Here is a 17666-nt window from a genome sequence, read left to right on the forward strand (position 1 = left end):
TAGGCAAGAAAAAACGCGCCAATTGGCGCGTTTTTTCTTGCTGGATACGGATCAGTTATCGCACAGGTTGCTCGGCATATCCTGGCGAAGACGAGTCCACAGCTTGCCGGACTCGATGCCGTACTGGCGCACCGTCATGAACACGGCCTCGTGATTCTTGGTCTCGGCCAACCCCAGCAGGGTCTTGTAATAGGCGTCCGCCGTCTCACGCGCCTGCTTGTCGGAGAAGTAATAACGCCCGACGCGGCTGTACAACCCTTTGAAGCCATTGAGGATCAAGGCGTAGATAGGGTTGCCGGAAGCAAATGAGAGCTGATGGTGCATACGGTAGTCAAACTCGGCATACGCCTCAGGGGAGTTGTCAACCCCATCGGCGCCACGCAAGATCTCGGCCGCCTGCTCGGGATTATTCCGGATGGCGCCACGAATGAAGATGGTGCAGATGTTGGTGCGGGCCGACAGCAACTGGGCCACCAGGTCCGGTACCTTGTCCTGATCCAGCCGAGCCAGAGTCTCCAGGATGTTCAGACCTGAGGTCTCCCAGAAGTTGTTGACCTTGGTGGGTTTACCATGCTGGATGGTGAGCCAGCCATCACGGGCAAGACGCTGCAGCACTTCACGCAAGGTTGTGCGAGTCACACCTATCAATTCGGACAGCTCGCGCTCCGCCGGCAGAATGGATCCTGGAGGAAAGCGATTGTTCCAGATGGACTCGATGATGTATTCCTCGGCAAACCCTGCGGGGCTCTGCGCTTTTATGACCATGTAGTGACTCTTGTAGTGCGTAAAAAGGCTCACGAATAATAGCAAAGCCGGACATGCTGGCAAGCAGAAGGTCGGTCCTCTGCTCACATTAACCCGATCTTTTTGTTAAAAAGATGTATGTGGAATCCGGATGGGTGCCAGTCAACACCAAAGGGGGGCGATAAACCGGCAACGCGTCTGGGCAAGCGCCACCCCGTTATTTATAGTTAGCGCTCCTTTGATTAAAATCATGTGCAATTAATTTGATAAAGGTGAATATCCGGAAGCTCGACTGCATTGACGCAGATACCAATCAACAGAACAGAGAACCATCATTATGCCAATCAGCCTAGGGCGCGCGTTTGCAAAGAATTTTTTGGGCAATGCCCCCCGGTGGTACAAACTTGCCATCGTCTCATTCCTGCTGATCAATCCTATCGTCTTCCACTATGATCCCTTCCTGGCAGGCTGGTTGCTGGTCGTCGAGTTCATCTTCACCCTGGCCATGGCGCTCAAGTGCTACCCGCTGCAGCCAGGCGGCCTGCTGGCCATAGAGGCGGTGCTGATCGGCATGACCTCGGCCAACCAGGTCAAGCACGAGCTGGTTGCCAATATCGAGGTGCTGCTGCTGCTGGTGTTCATGGTAGCCGGCATCTACTTCATGAAGCAGCTGCTGCTCTATGTCTTCACCAAGATGCTGATCCGCATCCACTCCAAGACGCTCCTCTCCCTCGCGTTCTGCCTGGTATCGGCCTTCCTGTCCGCCTTCCTCGATGCCCTGACCGTGATCGCCGTGGTGATCAGCGTCGCCACCGGTTTCTACGCCATCTACCACAAGGTGTCATCGAGTGATGAGTCTGGCAACTTGCACAATGACGAGGGGATCGACGAGCTGACCCGCCAGCATCTGAATGAGTTTCGCGGCTTCCTGCGCAGCCTGATGATGCATGCCGCCATCGGGACGGCTCTCGGGGGTGTCTGCACCCTGGTGGGCGAGCCACAGAACCTCATCATAGGGGAACAGGCGGGCTGGCATTTTGGCGAGTTCGCCATTCGCATGGCCCCGGTGACCATCCCGGTCTTCCTCTGTGGCCTGCTCACCTGCATCCTGGTGGAGAAGTGCCGCTGGTTTGGCTATGGCACCAAGCTGCCCGAACCCGTGCGCCGCATCATGGAAGCCTACGGGCGTGACGAAGATGCCCAGCGCTCCCCGCAAGAGAAGGCCAAGCTGGTCGTCCAGGCCCTGATCGCGCTCTGGCTGATCACCGGGCTGGCCCTGCACCTGGCCGCCGTCGGCCTGATCGGCCTGACCGTCATCGTCCTGGCCACCTCCTTCACCGGCGTCACCGAGGAACATGCCCTCGGCAAGGCCTTCCATGAGGCACTGCCCTTCACCGCCCTGCTCACCGTCTTCTTCAGCGTGGTGGCGGTGATCATCGATCAGCAGCTGTTCAAGCCGGTGATCCAGTGGGTGCTGGCCGCCAAGCCGGAGGATCAGCTGGCCCTCTTCTATCTGGCTAACGGCCTTCTCTCCATGGTGAGTGACAACGTCTTCGTCGGCACCGTCTATATCAACGAGGTGAAGACGGCGTTGCTCAATGGCGCCATCAGCCGCGAACATTTCGATCTGCTGGCGGTCGCCATCAACACCGGCACCAACCTGCCTTCCGTCGCCACCCCCAACGGCCAGGCCGCCTTCCTGTTCATGCTGACCTCGGCCATTGCCCCCTTGCTGCGACTCTCTTACGGTCGCATGGTCTGGATGGCGCTGCCCTACACCATTGTGCTGGGGCTGGTGGGGTTCTTCGCGGTGGAGCAGCTGCTCGCACCGGCCACCGAATGGTTCTACCAGGCCGGCTGGCTGACGCAGGGCGCCGCCATGCCGGCCCTGGCACCGGCGTCACATTGATGATGGAAGGGCCCATGGGGGCCCTTTCCTTTTAGGGCCTGCTCTGCTCTAATTCAGCCACTATTTTTATCAGTGAGATCAATCAGATGATCGAATTTCTGCGTCGTATTGCCAGCCATCGTCTGGCCTGGGGGTTGCTGGCCGCCTCCGCCCTCAGCTTCGAGCTGTGCGCCCTCTTCTTCCAGCATGTGCTGGGTCTGCACCCTTGCGTCATGTGTATCTATGAGCGGATCGCCATTCTCGGGGTGTTCGCGGCCGGCCTGCTCGGCATGGTGGCGCCAGAGAAGTGGTATCTGCGCTGGAGCGCCCTCTTGTTGTGGGGCTATAGCGCCTTCTGGGGCCTGAAACTGGCACTCAAGCATGTGGATTACCAGATAAACCCCTCCCCCTTCAATGTATGCGAAGGCTTTGTTGACTTTCCAAGCTGGGCCCCGCTCGATCAGTGGATTCCCTGGCTGTTCTTCCCGGATGGCGACTGCAGCGAGATCACCTGGCAGTTCCTCAGCTTCTCCATGCCTCAGTGGCTGGTCGTCATCTTCGCCGCCTACCTGCTGGTGTTCGTGGTGGTGGCGGTCGGCAATCTGGTCAAGGGCCGCTGCTGCAGCTGAATCCTACACCGCCATACAAGAAAGGGAGCCACTGGCTCCCTTTTTACATTTCACATGATGGTCGACAGCGATCTCAGCCCTTAGCAGACGCAAGAGCCAGCCTCTCCATGCCGCTCCTCATCGGGCTGGTTGCCATCCTCACCGCCCATCTGCGGGTGTTCCTGATGGTGGCGGTTGGCAACCTGGTCAAGGGCCGCTGCTGCGGCTGAGTCACACGCCGCAATATAAAAAGGGGAGCCAGTGGCTCCCCTTTTTCATGCTTGATGATCGGCTCAGGAGGCGGTCTTGCCCCTGCTGCGCCTCGCCTTCACCATGCCGACGATCATCGGCAGCAGCGAGACGGCTATGATGCCGAAGATGAGCAGGGTGAAGTTATGGCGCACCACCGGCAGGTTGCCGAAGAAGTGGCCCGCATAGACGAAGGAGAGGACCCACAGCAGGCCGCCCACCAGGTTGAATGCCAGGAAGCGCGGGTAGGTCATGGCCCCCATCCCGGCCACGAAGGGCGCGAAGGTGCGCACTATGGGCAGGAAGCGGGTGATGATGATGGTCTTGCCACCATGCTTGGCATAGAAGGCGTGGGTCTTGTCCAGATAGTCACGGCGGAAGATCTTCGAGTCCGGATTGCGAAACAGCTGCTCCCCGAAGAAGTGGCCTATGGTGTAGTTCACCACGTTGCCGAGCACCGCGGCCACGATCAGCACGGCCGCCAGGGTGTGCACATCCAGCACGCTGCCGACGGTGAGTGCACCAGCGGCAAACAGCAGAGAGTCCCCGGGCAGGAAGGGAGTCACCACCAGGCCGGTCTCACAGAAGATGATGAGGAACAGGATGGCGTAAACCCAGACGCCATAGTGCTCAAAAAGCTCTTTCAGATGCACGTCGACGTGCAGAATAAAATCAATCGCAAACAGGATCAGATCCATTTTTTCCATACCCATGAAGTGAACGGCGTGGAGTCTACGCCAATGGCTTGCGCGCCACAATCAGCGGCGCCGGTCGCCCTAGGGGAAAGCCCATTTCCCGGTAATGGTGACGTCATTTCCCGCCATCGGCAGAGGCATCCGGGTGACAAGGCGCGCCTATTCCAGGGCATCCAGCCCCTGCCTGACCGCCGCCGGCAGGCAGGACTCCCAGCCCCAGAGCAGCAACAGCAGCAGACTGATGTCATCGAACCAGCCAAAGATCGGCACCAGGTCCGGGATGAGATCCACCGGACTGATGCCATAGAGCAGGATCAGGATCACCAGCCCCTTGGCCCACCAGGGGGTCGCGGGGTGGCGAAAACCGAAGTAGAGGCGGCGCAGACGCCGCCAGAGGAGCCAGCGCTTGCCGCTCGGCTTTTTGCCAAACCCGGCACTCAACTCTCGATCAACTCACTGCGCAGCCGCTGGATCTGATCCCGCATGGCGGCCGCCTGCTCGAACTCCAGATCCCGCGCATGCTGGAACATCTGCTCCTCCATCCGCTTGATCTCTTTGGCGATCTCGCTGGCGGAGCGGGCATGGTACTCCCCTTGCGGCTCGGCCGCCTTGCGACCGCCCCTGCCCGCCTTGCCGGCCGTGCGGCTGCCGCCCATGTCCATCGCATCCCCCACCGACTTGTTGAGGCCCCTGGGGGTGATGCCGTGTGCAAGGTTGTGGGCATGCTGCAGGGCGCGGCGTCGATCCGTCTCTTCGATGGCGACCCTCATGGAGTTGGTGATGGTATCGCCGTACAGGATCACCCTGCCGTTGAGGTTGCGGGCGGCGCGGCCTATGGTCTGGATGAGGGAGCGGGTGGAGCGCAGGAAGCCCTCCTTGTCCGCATCCAGGATGGCCACCAGGGAGACCTCCGGCATGTCGAGCCCTTCCCGCAGCAGGTTGATGCCCACCAGCACATCGAACTTGCCGAGCCGCAGATCGCGGATGATCTCCACCCGCTCCACGGTGTCGATGTCCGAGTGCAGGTAGCGCACCCGCACGTCGTGATCCGCCAGATATTCGGTCAAGTCTTCCGCCATCCGCTTGGTGAGGGTGGTGACCAGCACCCGCTCCTCCACCGCGACCCGCAACCGGATCTCGGACAGCAGATCGTCCACCTGAGTGGTGACCGGGCGCACCTCGATCTGTGGATCGAGCAGGCCGGTGGGGCGCACCACCTGCTGCACCACATCCTCACCGGACTTCTCCAGCTCGTAGGGGCCTGGGGTAGCCGAGACGAACACTGTCTGCGGCATCAGCGCCTCGAATTCGTCGAACTTCAGCGGTCTGTTGTCCAGCGCCGAGGGCAGACGGAAGCCGTACTCCACCAGCGTCTCCTTGCGGGATCTGTCCCCTTTGAACATGGCGCCGATCTGCGGCACGGTGACGTGGGACTCGTCGATGATGAGCAGGCCATCCCCCGGCAGGTAGTCGAACAGGGTGGGCGGCGGCTCGCCGGGAGCGCGCCCCGACAGATAGCGGCTGTAGTTTTCGATGCCCGAGCAGTAACCCAGCTCCTGCATCATCTCGATGTCGAACTGGGTGCGCTGGCTGATCCTTTGCTCCTCCACCAGCTTGCCCAGGATCAGCAGCTGCTCACGGCGCCCCTTGAGCTCCTCCTTGATGTGGTCGATGGCACCCAGGATGGTTTCGCGCGGCGTGGCGTAGTGGGTCTTGGGATAGATGGTGTAGCGCACCACCGTCTGCTCTATGGCCCCGGTCAGGGGATCGAACTGGGAGAGTCGCTCCACCTCCTCGTCGAACAGCTCCACCCGCAGCGCCAGCTTGTCCGATTCGGCGGGGTAGATGTCGATCACCTCCCCGCGCACCCGGAAGGTGCCGCGGCCAAACGCCACGTCGTTGCGGGTGTATTGCAGCTCGGCGAGGCGGCGCAGTATGTCCCGCTGGTTGATGATGTCCCCCACCTTGAGGTGCAGCATCATGCTGAGGTAGGCCTGGGGATCCCCCAGACCATAGATGGCGGAGACGGAGGCGACGATCACCACGTCGCGCCGCTCCAGCAGCGCCTTGGTGGCCGACAGCCGCATCTGCTCTATGTGATCGTTGATGGAGGCATCCTTCTCGATGAAGGTGTCCGTGGTCGGCACATAGGCTTCCGGCTGGTAATAGTCGTAGTAGGAGACGAAATACTCCACCGAGTTCTCGGGGAAGAACTCCTTCATCTCGCCATAGAGCTGGGCCGCCAGGGTCTTGTTCGGCGCCAATATCATGGTGGGCCTGTTGAGGGTGGCGATCACGTTGGCCATGGTGAAGGTCTTGCCCGAGCCGGTCACCCCGAGCAGGGTCTGGTGGGCAAGCCCGGACTCGATGCCATCGAGCAGCCGGGCGATCGCCTCTGGCTGATCCCCCGCGGGTTGAAACTGGCTGGCCAGCTTGAAAGGCTTATTCATGGCGACTCCGGACAAAAAACAGCAAGAGAGAAGTGTACTCCGACTTGGGGTGGCCTGGGTATCCACTCTATATGGCCAAGCGGCTATTGACCCCGAAAAGCGAGCTCTGTATAGTGCGTCTCCTTGCCTGATGTTCCCCCGTAGTTCAGTCGGTAGAACGGCGGACTGTTAATCCGTATGTCACTGGTTCAAGTCCAGTCGGGGGAGCCAATTCCTCACCATCTCGGTGCAAGTTATCCACTTTAGTGCTTTCCTCTGCCGATTTTAATGCACAAGCCGCCCCTCGCGGTGACACTCCCATTTGATCCCCTCCCCCCGACCAGCAGCGTTTTGTTCTGCTGCGTATAACTATATGATTTTTATAGAAACATTTTTCTTCCGGTATTTTTTGAACAGTGCTTGCATCCCAGTATTGGCGCGGCCTGCAGGCTGATCGCCAAGTTTCATGAACAGGGTTATCCACAGTTTCTGTGGGTAAGTCGACCAAAGCCAGTCGCGGCCTAGGTTGGCAGCCAGTCCCGCCGACCGGGCACCGGTTGCGCCCCTCGTCCCCATTTTCTGCTGTTTTTGCCACCCCCCCTAAATGGGTCGAATGCTGACATTCCGGCCTATTGGTCCTGTGCTTTTTTCGCCATGCCTCATGGCATGGGTCACCATCCGGGTCATGGCAGGGAACGGTGTCGGACAGCCCCCGGCTCCCCTCAGTCAAATATGCTGAAAAGCGTGCTCAGATGTGCCACTTGCAGCAGGTAATAAATTGTCCACAGGGGCCAAGCTCTCTCCCCCGCCGATAGCAGAAATCACTAATTGACAACGGGATCGGCAGTGCGAAAGAGAGGGTTTTCGCCCCTGCCGCCTCCCGCTCCGCTCCCCTGGCGGGTAGGGGGCCACTTAACTGTCTATTAATCCGCTTTGGCGCTTCTTTCTTGGTGAGGGATACGGCACAATATCGGCCCCACTTTTTTTCCTCGGTTTTTCCGGGCATGACCATAGATTTCGTGACTCTGCTACACCAAAGCGACTCCCTGCTGCTGTTCGTGGTACTGGCCTTCGGCCTGCTGCTGGGCAAGGTACGTCTCGGCAACTTCCAGATTGGCAACACCATAGGCGTATTGTTCACCGCCCTGCTGTTTGGCCAGATGGGGTTCCAGTTCTCCACCTCGACCGAGAACGTCGGCTTCATGCTGTTCATCTTCTGCGTCGGCATAGAGGCTGGTCCCCACTTCTTCAGCGTCTTCCTGCGCGACGGCATCCACTACATCACCCTCACCCTGGTGATCCTGCTGACGGCCCTGCTGCTGACGGTGGGGCTGGCCAAGTTCTTCAACCTGGGGCCCGGCATGGCGGCCGGGATCCTGGCAGGCTCGCTCACCTCGACCCCGGCGCTGGTCGGGGCCCAGGATGCCCTGCGCAGCGGCCTGCTCAACCTGCCCCATCAGACCGACATGCAGTCCGTGCTCGACAACATGGGGATCGGCTATGCGCTGACCTACCTGGTGGGTCTGGTGGGGCTGATGCTGGTGGTGCGCTACCTGCCGTCCCTGGCCCGGCTGGATCTGAACACCGAGGCCCAGAAGATCGCCCGCGAGCGGGGGCTGTCCGACAACGAGAGCCGCAAGACCTATCTGCCCATCATCCGCGCCTATAGAGTCGGCCCCGAGCTCGCGGCCTGGATCGGCGGTCGCACCCTGCGAGAGACCGGCATCTATCCCCACACCGGCTGCTATGTGGAGCGGATCCGCCGCAACGGCATACTGGCGAGCCCGGATGGCGACGCCGTCATTCAGGAGGGGGACGAGATCGCCCTGGTCGGCTATCCGGAGAGCCACGAGAAGCTGGACGTCAACTACCGCAACGGCAAGGAGGTGTTCGACCGCAACCTGCTGGATCTGCAGATCGTCACCGAGGAGATAGTGGTGAAGAACGATGCGGTGGTGGGTCGCCATCTGGTGGAGCTCAACCTCACCGAGAAGGGCTGCTTCCTCAACCGGGTGGTGCGCTCCCAGATCGAGATGCCGTTCGATCGCAACATCATGCTGCAGAAGGGTGACGTGCTGCAGATCAGCGGTGAGAAGCAGCGGGTCAAGCTGCTGGCCAACAAGATAGGCTTCATCAGCATCCACAGCCAGACCACGGATCTGGTGGCCTTCACCACCTTCTTCGTGCTGGGCCTGCTGATCGGCTCCGTCTCCCTGGTGTTCGGCCAGATCGAGTTCGGCCTCGGCAACGCCGTCGGCCTGCTGCTGGCGGGGATACTGATGGGCTACCTGCGGGCCAACCACCCCACCGTCGGCTATGTGCCGCCCGGCGCCCTGCGCCTGGCCAAGGATCTGGGTCTGGCGGTGTTCATGGTGAGCACCGGCCTCAAGGCCGGTGGCGGCATCCTGGATCATCTCAGCGAGGTGGGGGTGGTGGTGCTGTTCTCCGGCATGCTGGTCACCACCCTGCCGGTGCTGGTGGGCTACCTGTTCGGGGTCTGGGTGCTGAAGATGAACCCGGCGCTGCTGCTGGGGGCCATCACGGGGGCCCGGACCTGCGCCCCGGCCATGGACGTGGTGAACGAGGCAGCCAACAGCTCCATCCCGGCGCTCGGCTATGCGGGTACCTATGCGGTGGCCAACGTCATGCTGACCCTGGCGGGCTCCTTCATCATCGGCTTCTGGTTCTAACCCGGAATATACATCTCCATATCAAACAGAGGGAGCCTGCGGGCTCCCTCTTCATTCTTGTGGCTGCACTTCGCCCCTCTCCTCCTGTCAGCCGACCCACTTCTCTTGGATAGTGAGAATCGTGCTATCGGCTTCTCGCGATCAAACCCAATGAGCTAAAGCGCCCTTGGCCCGCCGCTTACACTCAATGAAATGAGTGAGGTGATCGTCATGAAATACTTATGGATTGTCATGATCTGGGTACTGGGTTCCCTGACGCCGGCCTGGAGTGCCGACGCCGACAAGACAACGACCAAGGAGAATGAGGAAGAAGATCGCAGCGCCCTGATCTTCGCCAGCGAGGATCTGGCCAAACCCATGCTGGGGGATCTCGATGCCATGCTGGAACGACGCACCATCAGGGTGCTGACCACCTACAACAAGACCGGCTACTTCATCCACAAGGGGGTGCAACGGGGGATCACCTACGACGCCTTCATGCAGGTGGAGAAACGCTTCAACGAGCAGTTGCGCAAGGACAAGGCCATCAAGCGCCACCTCAAGCTGAACTTCGTCTTCATCCCGGTCGCCCGCGAGGCCCTGCTCCAGGCTCTCATAGAGGGCAAGGGTGACATCGCCGCCGCCAACCTCACCATCACGGACAAACGCAGGCAACAGGGGGTGGAATTCACCGCCCCCCTGCTGGAGAACGTGCGCGAGCTGCTGATCTCGGGGCCGGACTCCCCCAAGGTGGAGAGCGCCGCCGATCTCGGGGGCAAGAGCGTCTATGTCAGGCCCTCCTCCAGCTACTTCGAGAGCCTGGTCGCCTATAACCAGGCGCGCAAGGAGGCGGGCGAACCGCTCATCGACATCCAGCCGGCCTCGGAGGTGCTGGAGGATGAAGATCTGGTGGAGATGGTCAACGCGGGCTTGCTGCCCTTCATCGTCATGGATGAACACAAGGCCCGCTTCTGGCAGAAGATCTTCCCGGCTATCCAGATCCACGAAGAACCGGTGTTCCGCGACGGCGGCATCATCGCCTGGGCGGTGCGCAAGGAGAGCCCCCAGCTGCTCGCCATGCTCAACGAGCAGATAGCCGCGCTGCGGGGCAAGTCGACGGGAGAAGCCCTCCTGGCCCGCTATCTCAAACAGAACAAGTTCATCAAGAGCGCCGCCGCCGAGGCCGAGCGCAAGAAATTCCTGCAGGTGGTGGAGCTGTTTCGCCAGTATGGGGAGCGCTTCGACGTGGACTGGCTGCTGATCGCGGCCCAGGGCTATCAGGAGTCGGCGCTCAACCAGAAGGCCCGCAGCCGGGTCGGCGCCATCGGCATCATGCAGATCATGCCCGCCACCGGGAAGGGGCTGAAGGTGGGTGACATCCGCCAGCTCGAGCCGAATATCCACGGCGGCGTCAAATACATGCGCTGGATGATCGATCACTACTATGCGGACGAGCCCATGACCGCCCTCGACAAGGCCTTGTTCTCGTTTGCCTCTTACAACGCCGGCCCCGCCCGGGTGGCACGGCTGCGCGCCGAGGCCAAGAAGCGGGGGCTGGATCCCAACGTCTGGTTCCATAACGTCGAGTACGTGGCGGCGGAGAAGATAGGCCCCGAGACCGTGACCTATGTGGGCAACATCTACAAGTACTACATCGCCTACAAACTGGTGATGGAGCAGGTCACCCTCAAGCAGAAAGCCACCGACGCCATCAAGCAGCAGGAAGCGGCGGGCAAGCCGGTCTCAGGGGCGGAGAAATCCTAGCCAGGACCCAGTGACGCCAGGCCGGGCTCTCCCCTGTTCAAGAGGAGAGCCCGGCTCCGTTAAGGATGGACAGCGGCTCGCGCCGAGCCGGTCAATGGCAGCAAGCAAACCAGTGCAGGCAGGAAGCGTCCTTGCAACCCGAGCCTCATGCCTCCTTGTCACCTCGCAGCAGGTCCAGCAGCAGGCTGCCGTCGCGCAGGGCCTTGTGCACCTGCACCGAGGTGGGCTTGGTGGGGTCTTCGTAGAAGTGGGTGGACTCGATCTGCAGGCGCACCAGGTACTCGGCCGGCAGCTGGCTGGCGAGCGACTGATGCAACATGGGGAACAGCAGCCGATCGGCGCGGGTGATCTCCCCCCCCAGCAGCAGCTTGCCCGGGTTGAGCAGGCAGATGAGGTTGGAGAGTACCCGGGAGAGGCGGCCGGCGGCCTGATGCAAGATGTCCTGGCACAGGCTGTTGCCCGCCAGCGCCAGCTCGCACAGCTCGCGGATATTGACGCTCGCCGGCAGATCGTGCTCCTGCATGCGCTCGCGCAGATCCCGGTATTGCGCCTCCAGTGCCTGATTGGTCACCAGGGTGCAGGCACAGCCGAAGCCGCCGCAATAGCAGCGCTGGCCGTAGGGTTCGAGCTGCAGATGGCTGAGATCGCCGAGCAGGGCCGACTCGCTCTCGATGAGCTGGCCGTTGACCACCATGCCGACCCCGATGTCGTTGTGCACAAACACCAGCACCGCATCGGCGCAGTTCTTGGCGGCGCCCCATTCGCGCTCGGCCTGGATCCAGGTGCGCACGTCGCCGCTCACCAGCACCGGCACCTCGAATGCCTGCTGCAGGGTGGGGCCCAGGGGCCAGTTGCGCAGATCGTAGAAGGGGAAGTGCTTCACCATGCCGGAGTGGCGCTCCACCTGCCCCGGCAGGCAGAGGGCGATGCAGGCCAGCCGCAGGGACTTCTTCGGCAGGAAACCGTCGATGGCCCGCACCAGGCTGGCCAGCAGCTCGGCGCGCTCCGCCTCGCTGAACAGGTGGCGATGGCGCGCCAGGGAGCGGCCAGCCAGATCGAACAGGGCCATGTCCACATAGCCACGGCCGAGGCGCATGGAGAGAAACTGGAAGCGGCGCTCATTTATGCGCAGCAGGGTCTGGCGCCGGCCACGGCCCACCGAGCTCTCGCCACAGGTCACCACCAGGCCGCCATCGAGCAGCTCACGGGTGATCTTGGTGATACTGGCCGGCGAGAGGCCAGTCAAACGGGACAGATCGGTACGGGACAGCTCCTTGTGCTCCTCCAGGCTGGCATAGACCAGGCCATAGTTGAGCTGACGGATCAAATCGATACTGCCTTTCACGATCTCATTCATAGGGTATGGGTTAACGAAAAGAGCGGATGCCCAGATTTTCCCACATTCTGCGCCGATCCCCAAATTTGCCGGCGGGAAATCCCCACCAGACGACAAAAACGTGACGGCTAACAAGAGGGGGAGCCAGGCCGGCGCAATTTATCGCCCATGCCGGCCAAGTCGCCCCGTGGCCGGGCGGTCAGGCCGGCAGACCGGCGCTGAGCGCTGGCCGAGCGGGGGCCCCTTTCGCTACAATCCCGTCCTCCTCACCATTGACCCTACGAGCTGACTCATGAGCACCTGTCCCTGCGGTTCTTCCCTCTCACTCGAGCTGTGCTGCGGCCCACTCCATGACGGTCAGCCGGCCGCCAGCGCCGAGCAGCTGATGCGCTCGCGCTACAGCGCCTTCGTGCTGGGGCTCGGCGACTATCTGGTACACAGCTGGCACCCTGATCACCTCGGTGGTCTGACGGCGGATCAGCTCTCCCACACCGACACCCGATGGGATGGGCTGGAGATCCTCGCCGCCCGGGGTGGCCCCGCGGACGACACCGGCATGGTGGAGTTCAGGGCCTGGTTCAAGGAGGAGGATGAGCGTCACTGCCTGCATGAGCGCTCCCGCTTCGTACGCCATCAGGGGCGCTGGGTCTACGCCGATGGAGAGCAGGATCCGGCGCCGCTCAAGACCGGCCGCAACGACCCCTGCCCCTGTGGCAGCGGCAAGAAGCACAAGAAGTGCTGCGGCTAAGCCACGCACCATGTGACGAGGGGCCCCAGGGCCCCTCTCTTGTTGGGCTGTCAGGTGTTGGCCTGTTAGGCTGATGTGACAAAAGTCACAATTTGCTCATTCACCCGCCTTCTGTGAGCGTTTGCGAACATTAACTTGGCCCATATCAAACATTTTTACCAAAGGAGGCGCCACACTGGCCCCATCTGGACGAGATGAGACGGGCAAGAATGAAAAGAATAACCACAGAGGTCGTCATCATAGGCGGCGGCGCCACCGGCGCCGGCATCATGCGCGACTGTGCGCTGCGCGGCATCGACTGCATCCTGCTGGAGCGGGATGACATCGCCGCCGGCACCACCGGCCGCAACCACGGTCTGCTCCACTCGGGTGCCCGCTACGCGGTGACGGATCCGGAATCCGCCCGCGAGTGCATTGCGGAGAACCGCATCCTCAAGCGGATCGCCAGCCACTGCGTCGAGGACACCGGCGGCCTCTTCGTCACCCTGCCGGAAGATGACATCCACTTTCAAACCACCTTCATGGCCGCCTGCGCCCAGGCGGGCATCGACACCCGCCAGCTGGATCCCCGCGAGGCGCTGCGCCTCGAGCCGAATGTGAACCCGGCCCTGATCGGTGCCATTCAGGTGCCGGACGGTACCGTCGATCCCTTCCGCCTCGCCGCCGCCAACGTGCTGGATGCGAAGGAGCACGGCGCCCGCATCTTCACCCACAGCAAGGTGCTGGGGCTGTTGCGCCAGCAGGACAGGGTCAATGGGGTCAGGGCCATCAACACCCGCACCGGCGAGGCGTTCGAGGTGGAGTGTCAGGAGGTGATCAACGCCGCCGGCATCTGGGGCCAGCAGATCTGCGAGTACGCGGATCTCGGCATCCGCATGTTCCCGGCCAAGGGCTCCCTGCTCATCATGGATTACCGCATCAACCAGCTGGTGCTCAACCGCGCCCGCAAGCCGGCGGATGCGGACATCCTGGTGCCGGGCGATACCATCTCCCTCATCGGCACCACCTCGAGCCGCATCGACTACCACAAGATCGACCAGCTCAGCGTGGATCCGCAGGAGGTGGAGGTACTGCTGCGCGAGGGGATCAAGCTCGCTCCCATCATGGCCCGCACCCGCTTGCTGCGCGCCTACGCCGGGGTGCGCCCGCTGGTGGCGGTGGACGGTGACGAGACCGGCCGCAACATCAGCCGCGGCATAGTGCTGCTCGATCACGGCGAGCGCGACGGCCTGCGGGGCTTCAACACCATCACCGGCGGCAAGCTGATGACCTACCGGCTGATGGCGGAGATGGCCACCGACCTCATCGCCAACAAGATCGGCAACAAGGCACCGTGCCTCACCGCCGAGCTCAGCCTGCCCGGCTCGCGGGAGCCGGAGAAGGTCTCGGCCCCCGGCCTGTCGGCCCCGGTCGAGGGCTCGGCCCAGTATCGCCACGGCGAGCGGGTCATCGCCTTCTTCCGCGACAACCCCAAGGCCAACGCCCTCATCTGCGAGTGCGAGATGGTGACCGCCGGCGAGATCGAATACGCCCTGCGCGAGCTGGACGTGGACAACCTGGTGGATCTGCGTCGCCGCACCCGCCTCGGCATGGGCCCCTGCCAGGGTGAGCTGTGCGCCTATCGCGCCGCCGGCCTGATGCAGGAGTACGGCAAGGCCGATGGCCGCCAGGCCTGCGTCATGCTGCGCCAGTTCCTGGAGGAGCGCTACAAGGGCACCCGCCCCGTGCTCTGGGGGGACGCCCTGCGGGAGGCGGAATTTACCTACTGGATCTACGAAGGGCTGTTTGGCCTGGGAGAGTGGACGGCGCCCCATCTGGTGGCCGAGCCCCCCTTCCCGCTCGACACGGCGGCCAAGAGTGCCAAAGAGGACGCTAGCCAGGCCTTATCGACTCAAGGAGAGCCATCATGAAATTCGACAGTATCGTTATCGGCGGCGGCATGGCGGGCCTGTCGGCGGCGCTGCGCCTGGCCGAAGCGGGTCAGAAGACGCTGCTGATGGCCTCCGGCCAGAGCGCCCTGCACTTCTCCTCCGGCTCCATCGATCTGCTGGAGAGCGACGGGGATCCCCGCGCCGCCCTGCCCGCCTTCCTGGCCGCGCACCCCGAGCACCCCTACGGCAAGGTCGGGCTCGCCAACATAGAGGCGAGCCTCGCGGATCTGCAGCGCCACTGCGCGGAAGAGGGCCTGCCGCTGTTTCGCCAGGAGCGCAACCACCAGCGGCTGACTCCCATCGGCACCCTCAAGTCCACCTGGATCTCGCCCGCGACCTGCGCCTGCCTGACCGATGCCCCGGCCCCCGCGGCCATCCTGCTGGCCACCATGGCCGGCTTTCGCGACTTCCACCCGGCGCTGGCGGCGGCCAATCTCGCGGCCCAGCCGCGTTTCGCCCATTGCCGCATCCTGACCGGGGAAATTCACTTGCCCCAGCTCGCCACCTTCAGCCGCAATCCCCACGAGTTTCGCTCCGCCGACATAGCGCGGCTGTTCGATAAACAGCAGCACGACCAGCAGGATCTGCTGGCGGATCTGGCCCGCGAGATCGGGCGCCTCCTGGATGAGCAAGTGCTCGAATGCGGCGAACCGGGCTGCCGTCATATCGTGCTGCCCGCCTGCCTCTCCCTCGGACTGGTCGGCCCGCGCCTGGCGGAGCTGGAGCAGCGCACCGGCTGCACCATCAAGGAGGTGGCCACCATGCCGCCCTCCCTCATCGGCATGCGGATGCAGGAGGCACTCAAGCGCCGCTTCCAGAGCTTGGGCGGCACCTTCCTCACCAGCGAGCGGGTGCTGGGTGCCCGCGTCGACGACGACAGGGTGATCGGGGTTCATAGCCAGAACGGCGACGATCAGCTGTTCGAGGCGGACCACTTCGTGCTCGCCTCCGGCAGTTTCTTCAGCCGCGGCCTGGAGTCCCGCCTCGGCGGCATTCGCGAGCCCATCTTCGACGCCGACGTGCTGAGCCTCCCCGAGCGCGACGCCTGGGCCGGCCGCCGCCTGTTCGACCATCACCCCTTCATGGGCTTCGGGGTCAAGACGGACGCGCAACTGCGGGTGCTGCGCGGCGGCAAGCCCCTCGTCAACCTCTATGGCGCCGGCAGCGTGCTGGCCCATTACGACCCCGTGCGAGAGGGGTCAGGATCCGGGGTCGCCGTCGCCACCGGCTGGCAGGCCGCCGGCCATATTCTGGCAGGGGTGTGAGATGCCCACCCTGCATTTCCTGACTGCGGGCAGCCCGCTGCCTGCTCGACAATCCCATTGCCGCGTCCCTTGCGCTTTCAATCCGGCCCGGGAGGAGTAAATCATGCTACTGGATCACGCCAATCAAACCTTCGATCAGTGCATCAAATGCACCGTCTGCACCGCCTACTGCCCGGTGGCCAAGGCCAATCCCGCTTACCCGGGCCCGAAACAGGCCGGTCCCGACGGGGAGCGACTGCGCATCAAGAGCCCTGAGCTGTTCGACAGCGCCCTCAAGCACTGCACCAACTGCAAACGCTGTGAGGTGGCCTGCCCGAGCGGGGTGCGCATCGGCGACATCATCGCCAAGGCCAAGGACAAGTACAGCGGCTTCAAGCCGGGGATCCGCGAGTTCGTGCTCTCCCACACCGATCTGATGGGCGGCATGTCCACCCTGATGGCGCCGGTGGTCAACTTCACCACCGGCCTCAAGCCCATGAAGCTGGTGCTGGACAAGGCGCTCGGCGTCTCCTCCCACCGCGATCTGCCCAAGTACTCCCAGGGCACCTTCCGTGGCTGGTACAAGAAGCAGAAGGCTACCCAGGCCAGCTACAGGCGCCAGATAGCCTACTTCCACGGCTGCTACGTCAACTACAACCACCCGCAGCTCGGCAAGGAGCTGGTGCAGGTGCTCAACGCCATGAACATAGGCGTGCAACTTCTGGATCGGGAGAAGTGCTGCGGCGTGCCGCTGATTGCCAACGGTTTCATGGACAAGGCCAAGCGCCAGGCCGCCTTCAACATCCAGCAGCTGGAGAACACCCTGCTCGGCAACGAGATGCCGCTGTTGGCCACCTCCTCCACCTGCGGCTTCACCCTGCGGGACGAATACCCCCACCTGCTGGAGCAGGACAACCACAAGGTGCGGGATCGCATCTCCCTGGTGACCCGCTTCCTGTGGAACGAGTTTTACCAGGGCAACAAGCCGGCCATGAAGCCGCTCAATCTGCACATCGCTTACCACACCCCCTGCCACATGGAGAAGATGGGCGGCGTCATCTACACCCTCGAGCTGCTGCGGGCCATCCCTGGGGTCAAGGTGACGGTACTGGAGTCCCAGTGCTGCGGCATCGCCGGCACCTACGGCTTCAAGTCGGAGAACTACCAGACCAGCCAGGCCATAGGCGAAGGGCTCTTCGATCAGATAAACCGCCTCAAGCCTGATCTCGTCATCACCGACTGCGAGACCTGCAAGTGGCAGATCGAAATGAGCACACCGTTCCCCTGTGAACACCCAATCCACCTGCTGGCCCAGGCGTTGGCCTGACCGACCCGGGTGCCCGACTGATAACAAGAAACAA

General features: G+C 62.6%; 13 protein-coding genes and 1 tRNA gene. 9 read left to right on the top strand and 5 right to left on the bottom strand.

The window, feature by feature from the left end; translation table 11 throughout:
- Window positions 1-51: 51 nt before the first annotated feature.
- Entirely contained in the window at window positions 52-765 is a 714-nt protein-coding gene (fadR, locus tag KW825_RS09240; protein ID WP_042652303.1) for a fatty acid metabolism transcriptional regulator FadR, read from the bottom strand.
- A 316-nt stretch (window positions 766-1081) separates the two neighbouring features.
- Between fadR and nhaB the strand changes: the two genes are divergently transcribed.
- Entirely contained in the window at window positions 1082-2653 is a 1572-nt protein-coding gene (gene nhaB / locus KW825_RS09245) for a sodium/proton antiporter NhaB (protein ID WP_218291264.1), read from the top strand.
- Between the two features lie 86 nt (window positions 2654-2739).
- Window positions 2740-3261, top strand: a complete 522-nt coding sequence (gene dsbB, locus KW825_RS09250; RefSeq protein WP_218329012.1) for a disulfide bond formation protein DsbB — start codon at window positions 2740-2742, stop codon at window positions 3259-3261.
- A 272-nt stretch (window positions 3262-3533) separates the two neighbouring features.
- Here the strand turns inward: dsbB and KW825_RS09255 are convergent, their stop codons facing one another.
- The 3 genes from KW825_RS09255 to uvrB all read right to left on the bottom strand — a co-directional run bounded on the left by KW825_RS09255 (window position 3534) and on the right by uvrB (window position 6634).
- A complete protein-coding gene (locus KW825_RS09255) occupies window positions 3534-4187 on the bottom strand; it encodes a DedA family protein (protein WP_218291477.1) in 654 nt (217 codons plus the stop codon).
- 156 nt (window positions 4188-4343) lie between these two features.
- A complete protein-coding gene (locus KW825_RS09260; protein ID WP_042652307.1) occupies window positions 4344-4625 on the bottom strand; it encodes a YkvA family protein in 282 nt (93 codons plus the stop codon).
- A complete protein-coding gene (gene uvrB, locus KW825_RS09265) occupies window positions 4622-6634 on the bottom strand; it encodes an excinuclease ABC subunit UvrB (protein WP_218329013.1) in 2013 nt (670 codons plus the stop codon). Before uvrB ends, KW825_RS09260 begins: the two co-directional genes overlap by 4 nt.
- A 134-nt stretch (window positions 6635-6768) precedes the next feature.
- On the opposite strand from uvrB, the gene KW825_RS09270 reads away from it, so the two are divergent.
- The 3 genes from KW825_RS09270 (at window position 6769) to KW825_RS09280 (ending at window position 11046) form a co-directional block, all read left to right on the top strand.
- A tRNA-Asn gene (locus KW825_RS09270) sits at window positions 6769-6844 on the top strand.
- Between the two features lie 773 nt (window positions 6845-7617).
- The gene (locus KW825_RS09275; RefSeq protein WP_218329014.1) at window positions 7618-9303 is read left to right on the top strand and encodes an aspartate:alanine antiporter; all 1686 of its coding nucleotides are present in this window, start codon (window positions 7618-7620) and stop codon (window positions 9301-9303) included.
- A 357-nt stretch (window positions 9304-9660) separates the two neighbouring features.
- Window positions 9661-11046, top strand: a complete 1386-nt coding sequence (locus KW825_RS09280; protein ID WP_371315800.1) for a transglycosylase SLT domain-containing protein — start codon at window positions 9661-9663, stop codon at window positions 11044-11046.
- A gap of 145 nt (window positions 11047-11191) precedes the next feature.
- Here KW825_RS09280 and KW825_RS09285 read toward each other — a convergent pair whose 3' ends face one another.
- Window positions 11192-12403, bottom strand: coding sequence for an ROK family transcriptional regulator (locus tag KW825_RS09285; protein WP_218329016.1), 1212 nt, complete (start codon window positions 12401-12403; stop codon window positions 11192-11194).
- A gap of 271 nt (window positions 12404-12674) precedes the next feature.
- On the opposite strand from KW825_RS09285, the gene KW825_RS09290 reads away from it, so the two are divergent.
- The 4 genes from KW825_RS09290 (at window position 12675) to glpC (ending at window position 17632) form a co-directional block, all read left to right on the top strand.
- Window positions 12675-13130: a YchJ family protein gene (locus tag KW825_RS09290; RefSeq protein WP_218329017.1), complete on the top strand. Its 456-nt coding sequence runs from the start codon at window positions 12675-12677 to the stop codon at window positions 13128-13130.
- Between the two features lie 209 nt (window positions 13131-13339).
- Window positions 13340-15040, top strand: a complete 1701-nt coding sequence (glpA, locus tag KW825_RS09295) for an anaerobic glycerol-3-phosphate dehydrogenase subunit A (protein ID WP_218329018.1) — start codon at window positions 13340-13342, stop codon at window positions 15038-15040.
- Window positions 15037-16326 carry a glycerol-3-phosphate dehydrogenase subunit GlpB gene (gene glpB, locus KW825_RS09300; protein WP_218329019.1) on the top strand — a complete coding sequence of 430 codons (1290 nt, stop codon included), beginning with the start codon at window positions 15037-15039 and terminating at the stop codon, window positions 16324-16326. The genes glpA and glpB overlap by 4 nt, the downstream gene beginning before the upstream one ends.
- 103 nt (window positions 16327-16429) lie before the next feature.
- Window positions 16430-17632, top strand: coding sequence for an anaerobic glycerol-3-phosphate dehydrogenase subunit GlpC (gene glpC, locus KW825_RS09305; protein ID WP_218329020.1), 1203 nt, complete (start codon window positions 16430-16432; stop codon window positions 17630-17632).
- Window positions 17633-17666 lie beyond the last annotated feature (34 nt).

The organism is Aeromonas sp. sif2433, from assembly GCF_019218705.1.
GTDB classification, from domain to species: domain Bacteria; phylum Pseudomonadota; class Gammaproteobacteria; order Enterobacterales; family Aeromonadaceae; genus Aeromonas; species Aeromonas encheleia.

What these genes read in the sequence shown, in the direction of transcription:
- fadR (WP_042652303.1), bottom strand. Translation starts at nt 765, where the DNA reads ATGGTCATAAAAGCGCAGAGCCCCGCAGGGTTTGCCGAGGAATACATC.
- nhaB (WP_218291264.1), top strand. Translation starts at nt 1,082, where the DNA reads ATGCCAATCAGCCTAGGGCGCGCGTTTGCAAAGAATTTTTTGGGCAAT.
- dsbB (WP_218329012.1), top strand. Translation starts at nt 2,740, where the DNA reads ATGATCGAATTTCTGCGTCGTATTGCCAGCCATCGTCTGGCCTGGGGG.
- KW825_RS09255 (WP_218291477.1), bottom strand. Translation starts at nt 4,187, where the DNA reads ATGGATCTGATCCTGTTTGCGATTGATTTTATTCTGCACGTCGACGTG.
- uvrB (WP_218329013.1), bottom strand. Translation starts at nt 6,634, where the DNA reads ATGAATAAGCCTTTCAAGCTGGCCAGCCAGTTTCAACCCGCGGGGGAT.
- KW825_RS09275 (WP_218329014.1), top strand. Translation starts at nt 7,618, where the DNA reads ATGACCATAGATTTCGTGACTCTGCTACACCAAAGCGACTCCCTGCTG.
- KW825_RS09280 (WP_371315800.1), top strand. Translation starts at nt 9,661, where the DNA reads ATGCTGGGGGATCTCGATGCCATGCTGGAACGACGCACCATCAGGGTG.
- KW825_RS09285 (WP_218329016.1), bottom strand. Translation starts at nt 12,403, where the DNA reads ATGAATGAGATCGTGAAAGGCAGTATCGATTTGATCCGTCAGCTCAAC.
- KW825_RS09290 (WP_218329017.1), top strand. Translation starts at nt 12,675, where the DNA reads ATGAGCACCTGTCCCTGCGGTTCTTCCCTCTCACTCGAGCTGTGCTGC.
- glpA (WP_218329018.1), top strand. Translation starts at nt 13,340, where the DNA reads ATGAAAAGAATAACCACAGAGGTCGTCATCATAGGCGGCGGCGCCACC.
- glpB (WP_218329019.1), top strand. Translation starts at nt 15,037, where the DNA reads ATGAAATTCGACAGTATCGTTATCGGCGGCGGCATGGCGGGCCTGTCG.
- glpC (WP_218329020.1), top strand. Translation starts at nt 16,430, where the DNA reads ATGCTACTGGATCACGCCAATCAAACCTTCGATCAGTGCATCAAATGC.